Consider the following 13,268-nt stretch of genomic DNA (forward strand, 5'->3'; position numbering starts at 1 on the left):
AACACATTGAGACGAACCAGAACAAGGCAGGGATCTTCCATGTCCGCTCACGCACGCATTGCTGCGATCACCAACCGCATCGTCGAACGCTCGAAGCCGACCCGCGAGCGCTATCTGGAACGGCTGCGCGCTGCCGCCTCCCAGGGCGTGCAACGCTCGGTACTCGGCTGCGCCAACCTCGCACATGGCTTTGCGGTCTGTTCCCCCGCCGAGAAGGACGCGCTTGCCGGCGACCGCATTCCCAATCTCGGCATCATCACTGCCTATAACGACATGCTCTCGGCCCACCAGCCGTTCGAGACCTATCCCGCAATCATCCGTGAGGCGGCCGCCGAAGCAGGCGGCGTCGCCCAGGTGGCCGGCGGCGTGCCTGCCATGTGCGACGGCGTCACCCAGGGTCAGCCGGGCATGGAGCTGTCGCTCTTTTCGCGCGACCTGATCGCCATGGCCGCAGGCGTCGGCCTGTCGCACAATATGTTCGATGCCGCCCTCTTCCTCGGCGTCTGCGACAAGATCGTGCCAGGCCTCGTCATCGCGGCGCTCTCCTTCGGGCATCTGCCGTCGATCTTCGTTCCGGCCGGGCCGATGACCACAGGCCTGCCGAACGACGAGAAGTCGCGGGTGCGTCAGCTCTTTGCCGAGGGCAAGGTCGGGCGCGCCGAGCTCCTGGAGGCGGAATCGAAATCCTATCACGGCCCCGGCACCTGCACCTTCTACGGCACGGCCAACTCCAACCAGATGCTGATGGAGATCATGGGCTTCCATATGCCGGGCTCCTCCTTTATCAATCCCGGCACGCCGCTGCGCGAGGCGCTGACGCGCGAGGCCGCCAAGCGGGCGCTGGCGATCACCGCGCTCGGCAACGAATTCACGCCGGCCGGCGAGATGATCGACGAACGTTCGGTCGTCAACGGCGTCGTCGGCCTGCATGCGACCGGCGGCTCGACCAACCACACGCTGCACCTCGTCGCCATGGCGCGGGCAGCCGGCATCCAGCTCACCTGGCAGGACATCGCCGAGCTTTCGGAAATCGTGCCGCTGCTGGCCCGCGTCTATCCGAACGGCCTTGCCGACGTAAACCATTTCCAGGCGGCCGGCGGCATGGGTTTCCTGATCAAGGAACTCCTGAAGCACGGCCTGGTGCATGACGATGTGCGCACGGTCTTCGGCCAGGGTCTCCAGGCCTATACGGTCGATGCCCGGCTCGGCGAAAACCGCGGCGTGTTGCGCGAGCCGTCGCCGGAAAAGAGCCATGATCCGAAGGTGCTCTCCAGCATCGAAACGCCATTCCAGGCCAATGGCGGGCTGAAGATGCTGCGCGGCAATCTCGGCAAGGCGGTCATCAAGATCTCCGCCGTCAAGCCGGAGCGTCACATCATCGAGGCGCCGGCGATCGTCTTCCACAGCCAGCAGGAACTGCAGGACGCCTTCAAGGAAGGCAAGCTCAACCGCGATTTCGTCGCCGTCGTGCGCTTCCAGGGGCCGAAGGCGAACGGCATGCCGGAACTGCACAAGCTGACGCCGCCGCTCGGCGTGCTGCAGGATCGCGGCTTCCGCGTGGCGCTTCTGACCGACGGGCGCATGTCCGGCGCATCCGGCAAGGTGCCGGCGGCGATCCACGTCACGCCGGAAGCGGTCGACGGCGGCCCGATCGCCCGCATCAAGAACGGCGACATCATTCGCCTGGACGCGATCAAGGGCACGCTGGAAGTGCTCGTCGATGCGGCCGACATGGCCGAGCGCGAGCCGGTGACCGTCGATCTCTCCGACAATGAATTCGGCATGGGCCGCGAGCTCTTCGCGCCGTTCCGCCGCGCCGTCGGCGCTTCGGACCAGGGTGCGAGCGTCCTCTTCCACTGAACGTAACCAACGCAAACAAGCAAAAACCCGCGGGGCGCGCGCAGCGTCCCGCGGGTTTTGCTATTGGCAGTCCCGATCTATCCGTCAGGCGCGGATGTCGAGAACGTAATCCTTGTGCGCCGGATGCGTGCTGTAGACAAAAATCTTGTTCAGCTCCTTCTGCGTCAGCAGGCGCAGGAAGCGGACTTCGATCGTGTTGTTGGCGTTGACCTTCATCAGCAGGCAGCCGACCTTGGTGATGCGGGCATCCGGAATGTCCAGATAGAACTGCTTCGGCAGGCTGAACTGGGTGAGAATTGCGAGCGTCGCGCTGCTCATCGAGATCCGGACGATGTCGCAGCGGCGCGACGCCGCGTGCATGACGCCCTTTTCCGTATATTCGATGCGCGCGGCATTCATCGTGTCCTCCATTTTGAACCGCGCCTCGCGGTCATACATGAAGGATTCTTCCTTGCTCAGGAAATGAGATCTTGGCTGTGACGGATTGGAAGCGGCCACTTGCTTATCCCCCTCATAAATTGACGAGGAAAAAGTAGCAGCCGATCTTTAACAGAAAGTGAGAATTCGGTCCGCCAAGTATAATTCTGGGGATGATTACCCCAAAAATGGCGATCTCATTTCCGGTAGGTGTGGCCGCTCGCATCGAAGAGATGCAGCTTCTGCCGGTCGGCGGCAAAGCGCATCCTCTGGCCCTTATGGACATCGTAAATGCCGGGCAGTTTGACGACGATCGGCTCGCCGGGGACCAGGCCTTCGATGTAAAGCAGCGTCACTTCGCCGAGCGCTTCGACGATCGAGACTTCGCCCTCGAAAACATAGTCGGCGCCGTCGGCGATCCTCAGATCTTCCGGGCGAACACCGAAGCTTGCCTCCTTGCCCTTCTCCGATGCGTCGGTCGCCACATCGAGCGTGACCGACATGCCGCCGGTCAGCGTAACAGTCGTCTGGCTGCCGGTGCCTGATATCGTCGCGGGGATGATGTTCATGGCCGGCGAGCCGATGAATTTCGCCACGAAGAGGTTGGCGGGGCGCTCGTAAAGCTCCAGCGGCGCGCCGACCTGCTCGATATTGCCGGCGGAAAGCACGACGATGCGGTCGGCAAGCGTCATCGCCTCGACCTGGTCGTGGGTGACGTAGATCATCGTCGTATCGGCCATCTGCTCGTTGAGGCGGGCGATCTCGATGCGGGTCGCGACGCGCAGCGCAGCATCGAGGTTGGACAGCGGCTCGTCGAACAGGAAGACCTTGGGGTCGCGGCAGATGGCGCGGCCGATCGCCACGCGCTGACGCTGGCCGCCCGAAAGCGCCTTCGGCAGGCGGTCGAGATATTTGCCCAGTTGCAGGCTGTCGGCCGCCGCCCGCACGCGCCGGTCGATCTCCTGCTTGCTTTCGCCGGCGATCTTCATGCCGAAGGCCATGTTGTCGTAGACGGTCATGTGGGGATAGAGCGCGTAGGACTGGAAGACCATGGCAATGCCGCGCTTCGACGGCGGCACGTCATTGACGAGTTGACCGTCGATATACATCTCGCCGCCGGTAATCGCCTCGAGACCGGCGATCATGCGCAGAAGCGTGGATTTGCCGCAGCCGGACGGACCGACAAAGACGATGAATTCGCCCTGCTTGATATCGAGGTCGATGCCGTGGAGAACGTCCACGGAACCGTAGGATTTGCGAATATCCTTCAGCGTCAGTCCAGTCATGTCTCTCTCCCCTCCTGATCCTTAAGCGAGACGGGCGAAATACGCCCCCCAGGCCGGAATATCGATCTTGTCGCCATAGTTGTTGCTGATAAAGCCGTGCCCCGTCAACGCCTGCCATTCTCCTGCAGGCAGGGTAACGCCTGCTTCGGCCGGGCTCATGTTGAAAATGCAGAGCAGCTTCTCGTCACTGTAGTCGCGGGTGAAGACCAGGATATCGCCCTCAGTCTCCTCGAATTCGATCTCGCCCTTGGCAAAGGCCGGGTGCAGCTTGCGGAAGGCGATGAAGCGGCGATAGTGCTCAAGCACGGAAGCCTCGTCACCCTGCTGGACGTTGACGGCGCGCAGAATATGTTCGACCGGCACCGGCAGCCAGGGCTTGACTGTCGAAAAGCCGCCCTGGGCGACGTGGCTGTCCCAGACCATCGGCGTGCGGCAGCCGTCACGGCCTTTGAACTCCGGCCAGAACTGGATGCCATAGGGATCCTGCAGATCCTGATAGGCGAGATCGGCTTCCGTCAACGCCAGTTCCTCGCCCTGATAGAGGCAGACGGAACCGCGCAGCGTCATCAGCAGCGAGGCATAGAGCTTGGCGAAGGCGTCGTGATCGGCGACCAGCCCGCCCCAGCGGCTGACATGGCGCATGACGTCGTGATTGGAGAAGGCCCAGCAGGCCCAACCATCGGGGGCTGCGGCTTCGAAATCCTCCATCACCTCCTCGACGCGTTCCGGCGTCAGCGGATCGGGCGCCAGGAACTCGAAGGCGTAGCACATGTGCATCTTGTCGTTGCCGGAGGTATATTCGCCGACGATTTCCAGGCCGCGCTGGCTGTCACCCACCTCGCCGACGGCGGCGATTGCCGGATATTCCTCGAGAACGGCGCGGAAGCGCTTCAGGAAGGCGAGGTTCTCCGGCCGGTTCTTGTCGTAGACATGCTCCTGGAAGTTATAGGGATTGACCGCCGGCGCCGTCGAGGCGTTGCGGCGCTCGGGCGCCAATGCCGGATTGTCGCGCAACAGCGGGTCGTGGAAATAGAAGTTGATGGTGTCGAGGCGGAAGCCGTCGACGCCGCGATTGAGCCAGAAGCGCACGACATCGAGCAGGCGGTCCTGCACCTCCGGGTTATGCAGGTTCATGTCCGGCTGCGAGGTCAGGAAGTTGTGCAGGTAATATTGCATGCGCGTCGGATCCCACGCCCATGCCGAGCCGCCGAAGATCGACAGCCAGTTGTTCGGCGGCGTGCCGTCCGGCTTGGCGTCGGCCCAGACATACCAGTCGGCCTTGGCGTTGGTCTTGCTGGAGCGGCTCTGCACGAACCAGGGATGCTGATCGGAGCTGTGCGAGATGACCAGGTCGATCATCACGCGGATGCCGAGGCGATGCGCCTCGGCGATCATCGTGTCGAAGTCCACCAGCGTGCCGAAGATCGAGTCGACATTTTCATAATCGGAGACGTCGTAACCGAAATCGCGCATCGGCGAGGTAAAGAAGGGCGAGATCCAGATCGCATCGACGCCGAGGCTTGCCACATGCGGCAGCCGGGCGGTGATGCCCTTGAGGTCGCCGATACCGTCGCCGTTGGAATCCTGGTAGGAGCGCGGATAGATCTGATAGATCACCGCGCCGCGCCACCAGTCCTTATCGGCGGTCAAGATCGATTGGGGAGCCATGTTCATGGAATATCCTGTCTGAAGTCACGTTCGAAAATGGTCAGCCTCCCTTGACCGAACCCGCCAGCAGACCGCGCACCAGGTAGCGCTGCAGCCCGAAGAAGACGAGCAGCGGCACGACGATGGTGACGAAGGCCGACGCCGTCAAAATCTCCCAATTGCCGCCGCGCGAGCCGAGCAGCGCGTTGAGACTGCCGGTCAGCACGATGTGATCCTTGTCGGTGCCGAGGAAGACCATGGCGACGAGCAGGTCGTTCCACACCCACAGGAACTGGAAGATGGCGAAAGAGGCGAGTGCCGGGAAGGACAGAGGCAAAACGATGCGGGTAAAGATCTCGAAGTCGCTCGCACCGTCGACGCGGGCGGATTCGATGATCTCCTTCGGCAGGCCGGCGATATAGGCCCGCAGCAGAAAGATGGCGAGCGGCATGCCGAAGGCGGTATGGGCAAGCCAGATGCCGGGATAGGTCTTCGACGGCTGGCCGAGCATGGTGCCGATCTCGTTATAGAGGCGCAGCAGCGGGATCAGCGACATCTGCAGCGGCACGACGATGAGACCGACGACGAGCGCGATCAGCAGCGCGCGGCCGGGAAAGTCCATCCAGCTCAGGGCATAGGCGGCGAAAGCGGCAATCAGGATCGGGATGATCGTCGCCGGGATCGTCACCGTCAGCGAATTGATGAAGGACTGGCCGATGCCCTCGCCGGTCAGAACCGTATTATAGTTCTGCGTCGTGAATTCCGGCGGCGCCGAGACGGAGACATAGATACGCCGCGGCCGTTCGTCCGGCGAGAAGGCAGCGTTCTTCATATAGCGATAGCTGCCGTCGCTGTTGATCTGCAGGCTTTCGCCGTCGCCGAGATCGGCCGTCTGGCCGGCCTCGAAGGCCGCCGGCTGCTGCACGCGGTTGCCGAAAGCCTTTACCGAGCGGCCGGCCTGTCCTTCCAGCACATTGCCCGAAATGACGTAGGTAGCGCCTTCCTGCGTTTGCTGGTCCGGCGTGCCCAGGCGCACGGCGACCGTCTGCGTCGAGCCGACGAAGGACGTCCACCAGCCGGACACGACGATCTGGTCCTTGTCGCGCAGGGCGCTGACGAAGATACCGAGCGTCGGGATGAGCCAGATGATGACGATCAGGAGAACCGCAAGGTGAACGAAGAGGCGGGCGGGGCCGATCTTGAAGTAGCTTCCGACAGCGGTCATCTCAGTGGCCTTTCAGTTCGCGGTTGGCGCGGCGCACGTTCCAAACCATGATCGGCGTGACGGCGAGCATGATGATGATGGCGATGACGGCACTTCGGCCGGAATCGCCGCCGCCGCGGAACATCCAGTCGAACATCAGATTCGCCAGGACCATCGTCTGCCACTGGCCGTTGGTCATGGTCAGGACGATATCGAAGACCTTGAGGACGAGGATGGTGATCGTCGTCCAGACGACGGCGATGGTGCCCCAGACCTGCGGCACCATGATGCGCCAGAAGATCTGCCAGCCGTTGGCGCCATCGATGACGGCGGCCTCGATCGTCTCCTCGGGGATACCGCGCAGGGCCGCCGACAGGATGACCATGGCAAAACCGGTCTGGATCCAGATCAGGATGACCATCAGGAAGAAATTGTTCCAGAAGGGAACCGAGATCCACACCTCCGGCGTGCCGCCGAAGAGCTGGACGATGGCGTTCAGGAGGCCGATCTGGACATCGTTGCCGCCGCGATATTCATAGATGAATTTCCAGATAACCGAGGCGCCGACGAAGGAGATCGCCATCGGCATGAAGACGATGCTCTTGGCGATATTGCCCCACCAGATGCGATCGGTCATGACAGCGATGACCAGGCCGAAGAAGGTGCAGGCGGCCGGCACGACGGCGAGCCAGAGGATGTTGTTGAAGATCGACTGGCGGAATTCGCGGTCGCCGATCGCCCATTTATAGTTGGCGAGGCCGACGAACTGCAGACCGGCGCGGTCGTAGAAGGAAAGGATGAAGGTCGCAACGACCGGATAGACGAGGTAGACGAAGAGCAGGAAGAGCGCCGGCCCGAGGAACAGCCAGGGCCTGATGACCGCGCGGCGATTGAGATTGCGCGATGCGGCGCGAATGTCGCCATCCTTCACCGGCAGGGCCAGATCCAGAAGCTTGTTGGAAAAATAGAAATAGGCCGAGCACGCAAAAACGGCGACGACCACGACGCCCAAAGCGGACACTATCTGCGACAGCATTTCGTCCCTCCCCTGCTTCCCCTGATCTTATTCCGACCGGCTTTCATTCTGACGGGGCAACGCCGGTCACCGTCAATCCACTTGTATCGTTCAATCACAATATATCCTGCGATGGCCGGGCGTGCATGAGCCCGGCCACTCAGGCAGGTCATGCCGCCGGCAAGCCGGCGGCATAATTTTGGAAGATTACTTGATGCCGTCCCAGGCGCTCTGGATTTCGCCGGCAGCTTCCTCGGCGGACTTGCCGCCGACGAAATCGACCATGCCGGTCCAGAAGGCGCCGGCACCGATCTTGCCCGGCATCAGGTCGGAACCGTCGAAGCGGAAGGTGGTGGCGGAGGTCAGGATCTCGCCTTCCTTCTTCATCTGCGGATTGGCGTAGGCGTCGACGCTGACGCCCTTATACGGCGTCAGGAAGCTCGACTGCGCCATCCAGACCTCATGCGCGATCGGGGTCCTCAGGAAGTCGATGAAGGCGCGGGCCGTCTTCGAGTCCTTGGCGATGGAAACCAGCGTGCCGGCGCCGAGCACCGGCTTGCCGAGTTCGGGATGCGACGCATAGGTCGGCATGTAGAAGAAGTCGGCATCCTGGCCGAGCTTCGTGCCCTCGGGGAAGAAGGACGGAATGAACGAGGCCTGGTGGTGCATGTAGCACTTCGGCGGAACGGCGAAGAGGCCCTTCGGGCTGTCGCGGAAATCGGTCGAAGCCACGGCCGCGACGCCGCCATCGACGTATTTCGCATTCTTGGCGAACTTGCCGAATTCGTCGATCGCGGCAACGACGGCCGGATCGGTGAATTTCAGCTCGTTGGTCGTCCACTTGTCATAGGCTTCCGGCGGCTGCATGCGCAGCATGATGTCCTCGACCCAGTCGGTCGCCGGCCAGCCGGTGGCGCCGCCGGAACCGAGACCGATGCACCAGGGAACGCCGCCATCCTTGACGATCTGGTCGGTCAGGGCATGCAGTTCTTCCATGGTCGTCGGGATCTTGTAGCCGGCTTCCTCGAAATTCTCCGGAACGTACCAGACCAGCGATTTCACGTCGGCCTTGTAAGGAAAGGCGTAGAAGGCTTCCTTGCCGTCCTTGCCCTTGTAGGTGCCGTAACCGACCCAGCTGTCGCCGGCACCGTAATTGTCCTTGAGCCACTTGGAGTTGTCATCGCCGAGCGGCGTCAGGAATCCCTTGCCGGCGAGGTCGGCGAGGAGGCCCGGCTGCGGCAGAATGGCGATGTTCGGCGGCGAGCCCGCCTGCGTGTCGATGACGATCTGCTGCTCGTAGTTTTCGGAAGAGGAATATTTCGCCTCGATGCCGGTCGCTTCGGTGAAATAGGCAAGAACGCTCATGAAGAACGCCTCGTCTTCGCCGCGCCACGGCCCGAAGATCGTCAGCGGCTGACCCTTCAGATCGGCATGCGCGGCCTTGAATTCGTCATAGCTTTTCCAGTTGAACTTGGAATCCTGTCCCGGGGCAAATTTCAGATCGGCCGCTGACGCAGCACCGGCAAAAAGCGCCGCAACGGCAACGCCCACCAAAAATGACTTTTTCATGTGATCAACCTCCCATCACAATCCCAACCCGCGCCGAATTCCCCGCAAAAAGAAATTTCAAAGCGCTTTGACACCCAACTCATTTCACTTCCAGTGGAATGGAGTCAAGTCAATTCGCGAAAACTCGCCATAAACACGCGGGATATCGCAGCGCAACGGCGCCTATCCGGGAATATGGAGCGATTTTTCTTGAGTCAAGCGCGCGAGATGCTACATAATTGAAAGCGCTTTGGATGCCATTGGGAGGCGGCAGGCCTTTTAGAGCGGCCAACGGGCGGGCCGGGAGGAAGCATAACAGGTGAATCTCAAACAGCTATCGGAATTGCTCGGGCTGTCGCAGACGACGGTGAGCCGGGCGCTCAACGGCTATCCCGAGGTCAATGAAGCGACCCGGGAGCGCGTGCTCCAGGCCGTCAAGGAAACCGGATACCGGCCGAACAAGGCTGCCCAGCGGCTTGCGACCGGCAAGGCAGGCTCGATCGGCCTGGTCATGCCGACGGCGCCCGGCCACCAGTCCGACGTGCATTTCGGCGAATTCCTGGCCGGGCTCGGCGAGGAAGCCGTGCGTCACGATTTCCATTTCGTCATCATGCCGGCCGATCCTGACGACGAGGTGGCAGCACTCCGGCGGCTTGCGATCAGCGGCAATGTCGACGCACTGTTCGTCGCCTATATGCGCGGCCACGATCCGCGGCTTCCCATGCTGAAATCGCTCTCCATGCCCTATGTCGTGCATGGCCGCTCCTTCGGCGCGGAGCCGGATTATCCCTATCTCGACATCGACAATGAAGGCGCCTTCTACGACGCGACCCGGCTGCTGCTGCAGCTCGGCCATACGCGCTTTGCACTGATGAACGGGCCGACGCATCTCGATTTCGCCATCCGCAGAAGGAACGGCGTCATCTCGGCCCTTGGCGAACGCGGTCTGACGCTCGAGGAGGATTGCATGAGCCACGCGCTGATGACCGACGAACAGGGCCTTCTGGCGATGGAACGCTTCCTGCAACTGCCGCAGCGGCCGACGGCGATCCTATGCTCCAGCACGGTCATGGCGCTGGGGGCGATCCGTGCGGTCAACCAGGCGGGATTGCGGCTCGGCGAGGACATTTCGCTGATCGCCCACGACGACGTGCTGCCGCTCTTGAAGCCGGAAAGCTTCTCCGTGCCGCTGACGACCACACGCTCCTCGCTCAGGGCCGCCGGCGCCCGCATCGCCCAGCGGCTGATCGGCACCGTGAAACAGACCGGCCCCTTCCCCGAGCAGGAACTCTGGAAGACCGAACTGATCGTCAGGGCCTCGACCGGCCCGGCCCCGCAGTCCCACGAAGCTTAAGCCCAGCCTCAAAACTGCGGCGGCGTCTGCCCTGCGGCGCGGTGGGCGGCGATGACCGTATTGGCCATCAGCATGGCGATGGTCATCGGCCCGACCCCGCCGGGAACCGGGGTGATGGTGCTGGCGACAGCAGAGACCTCGGCGAAGGCGACGTCGCCGACGAGCCGGGTCTTGCCCTCGCCCCTGTCGGGAGCCGGCACACGATTGATGCCGACGTCGATCACCGTCGCACCCGGCTTGACCCAATCGGCCTTGACCATCTCCGGACGGCCGACGGCGGCCACCAAAATATCGGCGTTGCGGCAGACCTCGGCGAGGTTCTTCGTTCTCGAATGGGCCATCGTCACCGTCGCATTGGCGTTGAGCAGCAATTGCGCCATCGGCTTGCCGAACAGGTTGGAGCGGCCGATGACGACGGCATTGAGGCCCGAGAGATCCTCGCCATGGGTGCGGCGGACGAAGACCATGGCGCCGGCCGGCGTGCAGGAGACCAGTCCGGTCTTCAGGTCGCCGGTGGCGAGCTTGCCGGCATTGACGACGCTCAGGCCATCGACATCCTTTTCCGGCAGGATCGACTGGATGATCGGCTCGCTGGCGAGCGGCTTCGGCAGGGGCAGCTGCACCAGGATGCCGTGGATCGACGGATCGGCGTTGAGGGTGGCAACGAGCGCTGCCAGCTCCTCCTGCCTGGTCTCGGCCGGCAATGTGTGCTGGACGGACTTGAAGCCGCACTCCTTGGCCATGCGGCCCTTGGAGCCGACATAGGCGTGGCTTGCCGGATCGTCGCCGACGATGATGACGGCCAGGCCGGTGGTGACGCCGCTGCTCTTTTCCAGCGCCGCCGTCGCACTCTTGACCGTCTGAATGACTGATGCAGCTACGTTCTTGCCGTCGATTACTGTCGCCACGCGTCTCTCCGCCCTGTTTCGCGCCAATCTATTGATAGTTGGCGAGCGTCAAATGCCCGCTAACGCCCTATCCTGTCGGAAAGCGGCAAGGCAATATCAAACTTGCAAGGAAATGTCGGGTTCAGCGTAGCGGCTGCCGTGCTTCCATCACGTGACGTCGAAGCCGGTCGCGCAGGCCGGAGATCTCGGAGCGCAGAACCTCCATCTCGTCGGCCGCAGCCGGGGCCGGCGCGGGCGCCGGCGGAGAGGCGAGCGAAGGCGGCGCCGGCATTTCCACGCTTGCGGAAGCCGCGGCGGATCTGCGCCAGAACAGCAGAAGGGCGAGGCCAAGACCGAGCGCAAGGCCTGTCGCGGCCCCGGCCAGCACGCGGCCGATCAGACCATTCGTTCCCGGCACCGCCGCCGCAAGCGGCGGTTTCAGGACGGTCAAATGGCCGTCATCGCCTCCCGATGTCGGCGCCGTCTCCTCCAGGCGCGAACGCGCGGCATTCGCCTTTTCACGCAGCTCGATCAGCCGGGACAGATCGACGCCGGTATCCCGGCTCTGGGCGATCAGCGTGTTGCGGCGATCGTTCAGGCCCTTGCGCGCATCGACCGCAGCCTTGGCGGCGGCATTGGCGAGCTGGGACTGACGGGCAAGCTCCTTGCCCATGTTGTCCTTCAGTCCATCGGTTTCGGCCTGCTGCTGCAGCAGGCGCGGATGGCGCGGGCCAAGCTCGGCCGAAAGCTGCGCCAGCGTCGTCCTGGCGACAGCATATTTGTCGCGCCAATCCTGCAGCGCCGGCGAGAGCATATCGGAGGGGAGCGATCCATCCAGCACGCCCGCAAGATTTGCCGCCTTCAGCCCGTCGGCGCGCGCCTTGGTGGCGAGGATATTTTGGTCGGCCTGTTTCAGATCGGCATCGAGCCCGTCGATCTGACGGCGAAGATCGATCGCCACCTTGACGTTGCCCTCGCCGCTTTTGGCCGTGAAGGCGGCAAGCTCCGCCTTTGCCTCGTCATAGGCCTTGCGTAGCGCGGTGTCGGTTTCGGCGCTCCGGCCGGGACCGCTGCCGGCGGACACCGCTTCGCCAAGCCGTGCGGCGATGCGCATGGATTTGCCGCTGTCGCCGGTCGTCACCCTGACAAGGATCGTACCGGCGGCGACATCGGGCATGATCTCGACCGCATGTTTCAGCGCCGCCTCGGCGCGCGAGGCCGGATCGGCGGCAGCACCGGTGGCCGAGAGGAGATCGAGCGCAACGCCGAGCGCATTGGCACTGGAGCCGGCAAATTCCGGATCGTGATCGAGTTTCAGCGCAGCGACCGTCGATGCCATCACGCGCGCCGACAACAGGCCTTTCGCCGCAGCCTGGGTGAAGGCGGCGCGGCTTGCCGCATCCGTTCTTACCGAAAGCGTCGTCTCGGCACGGTAGAGGGCGGGCGAGACCGGCATCAGGGCCGGCAGGCCTGCGCCGAGGATCGTGGCGGCGGCGACCGTCATGGCAAGGCCGAAGCGGCCGGCGCGGTGGCTGGGCGTTGCCGGCCGGGATCTGGCGGGTTCCTCACGGATGACGGCCAGCGGTTCGGGCGGGAGCGCAGGCCGTTCGACCGCAGCGTTCGGCTCCTCATGACCGGCCGGCGCCGGCAGAAGAGCGCCGCCGGCATCGTTGGCAGCCCAAAGGCGGTTGCCGAGGATGGTTTCGATGCGGTCGACCAGCGGCGCCGGACGCGCCGCCATTGCGCGCTGCTCTTCGAGCGCGCGGCCGATCGCGCGCAGCAATTCGGCCTCGGGCAGGGCGATATCGGCCCCCTTCGACCGCCGGCGATAGGCGACGTCGGAGGTGCGCGGCCCCGCGGCTGCGCGATCCTGGAAGCTGTTTCTCGCCCTGATATCGTACATTTGCGCCACATCTCATGCACATGATGGCCGAGTTCAATCATCCGCACGCGAAGCAGATGATTAAGCCACCCTAAATATTCATGGCAAAGAAATGGTTAACCGCGACTGGCAAGAATTGCGGTCCGACGTCTCAAAATTTGAACCGGG

Annotated in this window: 10 protein-coding genes; 2 read left to right on the forward strand and 8 right to left on the reverse strand. The window is 63.2% G+C overall.

The features are described 5' to 3' along the window. Positions 1-39 precede the first annotated feature (39 nt). The gene (gene edd, locus CO671_RS08785) at positions 40-1,860 is read left to right on the forward strand and encodes a phosphogluconate dehydratase (RefSeq protein ID WP_097605616.1); all 1,821 of its coding nucleotides are present in this window, start codon (positions 40-42) and stop codon (positions 1,858-1,860) included. 84 nt (positions 1,861-1,944) lie between these two features. Here edd and CO671_RS08790 read toward each other — a convergent pair whose 3' ends face one another. The 6 genes from CO671_RS08790 to CO671_RS08815 form a co-directional block, all read right to left on the reverse strand. Beyond that, positions 1,945-2,298 carry a hypothetical protein gene (locus tag CO671_RS08790; protein ID WP_020920408.1) on the reverse strand — a complete coding sequence of 118 codons (354 nt, stop codon included), beginning with the start codon at positions 2,296-2,298 and terminating at the stop codon, positions 1,945-1,947. Between the two features lie 176 nt (positions 2,299-2,474). Further along, positions 2,475-3,563 (reverse strand): sn-glycerol-3-phosphate ABC transporter ATP-binding protein UgpC, encoded by a 1,089-nt coding sequence (ugpC, locus tag CO671_RS08795; RefSeq protein WP_097584623.1) that lies wholly within the window; start codon positions 3,561-3,563, stop codon positions 2,475-2,477. Positions 3,564-3,584: 21 nt separating this feature from the next. Next, entirely contained in the window at positions 3,585-5,237 is a 1,653-nt protein-coding gene (locus CO671_RS08800; RefSeq protein WP_097605617.1) for an alpha-glucosidase, read from the reverse strand. Positions 5,238-5,271: 34 nt separating this feature from the next. Continuing rightward, complete coding sequence (locus CO671_RS08805) at positions 5,272-6,435, reverse strand: carbohydrate ABC transporter permease (RefSeq protein WP_097605618.1); 1,164 nt, start codon at positions 6,433-6,435, stop codon at positions 5,272-5,274. Between the two features lies 1 nt (position 6,436). Continuing rightward, entirely contained in the window at positions 6,437-7,450 is a 1,014-nt protein-coding gene (locus tag CO671_RS08810; protein ID WP_064681102.1) for a sugar ABC transporter permease, read from the reverse strand. A 186-nt stretch (positions 7,451-7,636) separates the two neighbouring features. Beyond that, positions 7,637-8,998, reverse strand: a complete 1,362-nt coding sequence (locus tag CO671_RS08815; RefSeq protein ID WP_097605619.1) for an ABC transporter substrate-binding protein — start codon at positions 8,996-8,998, stop codon at positions 7,637-7,639. 298 nt (positions 8,999-9,296) lie between these two features. Between CO671_RS08815 and CO671_RS08820 the strand changes: the two genes are divergently transcribed. Continuing rightward, complete coding sequence (locus CO671_RS08820; protein ID WP_097605620.1) at positions 9,297-10,331, forward strand: substrate-binding domain-containing protein; 1,035 nt, start codon at positions 9,297-9,299, stop codon at positions 10,329-10,331. 8 nt (positions 10,332-10,339) lie between these two features. On the opposite strand, the gene folD is transcribed toward CO671_RS08820, so the two are convergent. Both folD and CO671_RS08830 read right to left on the reverse strand, forming a co-directional pair. Beyond that, positions 10,340-11,239: a bifunctional methylenetetrahydrofolate dehydrogenase/methenyltetrahydrofolate cyclohydrolase FolD gene (gene folD / locus CO671_RS08825; protein ID WP_097605621.1), complete on the reverse strand. Its 900-nt coding sequence runs from the start codon at positions 11,237-11,239 to the stop codon at positions 10,340-10,342. A gap of 121 nt (positions 11,240-11,360) precedes the next feature. Continuing rightward, complete coding sequence (locus CO671_RS08830; protein WP_097605622.1) at positions 11,361-13,121, reverse strand: succinoglycan biosynthesis protein exop; 1,761 nt, start codon at positions 13,119-13,121, stop codon at positions 11,361-11,363. Positions 13,122-13,268 lie beyond the last annotated feature (147 nt).

This window comes from Rhizobium sp. M10 (assembly GCF_002531955.1).
GTDB classification, from domain to species: Bacteria; Pseudomonadota; Alphaproteobacteria; order Rhizobiales; family Rhizobiaceae; genus Rhizobium; species Rhizobium etli_C.